Genomic DNA, 1,554 nt, shown 5'->3' with positions numbered 1-1,554 from the left:
CCGTCGGTGATGGGGTTGTTGGAGGAGCGGGAGATCGCTGCCCGGGTTCGGGTGGAGGAGCTTCGGGCGGAGGCGGACCGGGTCGGGGTCGCGTTGCGGGAGGCCGAGGCGGTGCTGGAACGGCGGGTCATCGCGGTCGCGGAACTCGCCGAGGCGTTGGGCGGGCCGGAGCCGGATGCGCCTGCGGGCGGTGGGGAGCCTGCGGTGGTGGAGGCCAAGTCGGTGGTGGCGGGTTCGGTCGTGCCGCGTCGGGGTGGGCAGTCGTCGGTGGAGGTGCTCGCGCCGGACTACCGGCGGATCGTGGGGCTGGTCGAGCAGGCGGACGCGGCGGGGCTGCGGGTGAAGGATCTTGCCCGGGGGCTGGGGTTGGAGTTGGTGCCGGGGAAGGTGGAGGGGGTGCGGTCGAAGGCGAAGCGGCTGGTGGCGCGGGGGTGGCTGGCCGAGCCGGTGCCGGGGGTGTTCACGCTGCCGCAGCCGGCTGCGGGAGGCGGGGGTGTGCCGCGGCCGTCCGGCGGGCCAGGCGGCGGGTCATGAGCATGGTCATCGACCAGTGGACGAGGGCTTCGCTGCTGCTGGGGAGGGTTTCGTAGTCGCGGGCGAGGCGGCGTGAGCGCATCAGCCAGCCGAACGTCCGCTCCACCACCCACCGGCGCGGCAGCACCTGGAAGCCGCGTGCGCCGTCGGGACGCTTGACCACGGTCAGGGCGATGCCGCAGTGCTCGGCGGCCCAGTCGACCAAAGGTCCGGTGTAGGAGCCGTCGGCCCAGACCAGGACGACCCGGCGGTGCCGGACGGCGAGTTCGCGCAGCAGGACGTGGGCGGCGGCGCGGTCGGTGACGTCCGCGCCGGTGACCAGCACCACCAGCAGCAGGCCGAGCGTGTCGACGACGATATGCCGTTTGCGGCCGTTGACGAGCTTGCCGCCGTCGAAGCCGCGGCTGTCGGCGTGGACCGAGGACGCGGCCTTGACCGACTGCGCGTCGACGATCGCCGCGGTCGGCTCGCCGTCGCGGCCAGCGGCCTGCCGACACCGCGCCCGCAGCCGGTCGTGCAACTCGTGCACCAGCCCGCGGTCGCGCCACCGGGCGAAGAACGCATAGACCCGGTCCCACGGCGGGAAGTCCGCGGGCATCGCCCGCCATTTGATCCCGTTGTCGACCAGATACCGGACCGCGTCGATCATCTGCCGGTGGCAGTAGCACTCGGGCTGCCCACCGCGGCCTTCCAGCCACGCCGGCACCGGCAGCACCGCGCGGACCACCGCCCACTCCGCGTCCGTCATGTCCGACGGATACATGCGCACCCGGTGAGGCTGCCCGTCCGCGTTCCCGTGCACGTGTGCGAGGCAATCACACCTGCGGGGGAACGAACTGGACTCGCCCGCCGCAACCGCGTACAACCGTGGCAACAGGGCCTCCTGGGATCACTCGATTGGCTTCGACACCACCGAGATTCCAAGAGGCCCTGCTTTCATGCGCGTACGGCTCAGACTTCACCCCATCGGGAAACCAAGTCCTATAACCCGACGCCAAGTTCGGTACGACCACAGCTTCT

The 1,554-nt window shown here is 71.8% G+C and carries 2 protein-coding genes; one reads left to right on the top strand and one right to left on the bottom strand.

What is annotated here, in order from left to right; translation table 11 throughout:
- Positions 1-534 (top strand): hypothetical protein (locus tag ABEA93_RS41930; protein ID WP_345681279.1); only part of this gene is annotated, 534 nt, incomplete at its 5' end.
- On the opposite strand, the gene ABEA93_RS41925 is transcribed toward ABEA93_RS41930, so the two are convergent.
- Positions 461-1,282: an IS5 family transposase gene (locus ABEA93_RS41925; RefSeq protein ID WP_345681278.1), complete on the bottom strand. Its 822-nt coding sequence runs from the start codon at positions 1,280-1,282 to the stop codon at positions 461-463. The genes ABEA93_RS41930 and ABEA93_RS41925 overlap by 74 nt on opposite strands.
- Between the last annotated feature and the right edge of the window lie 272 nt (positions 1,283-1,554).

The sequence above is a fragment of the Yinghuangia aomiensis genome, assembly GCF_039542225.1.
Taxonomy (GTDB): Bacteria; Actinomycetota; Actinomycetes; order Streptomycetales; family Streptomycetaceae; genus Yinghuangia; species Yinghuangia aomiensis.
Note: the sequence above shows the minus strand (reverse complement) of the source record. Positions and strands in the feature narration are given on the sequence as shown.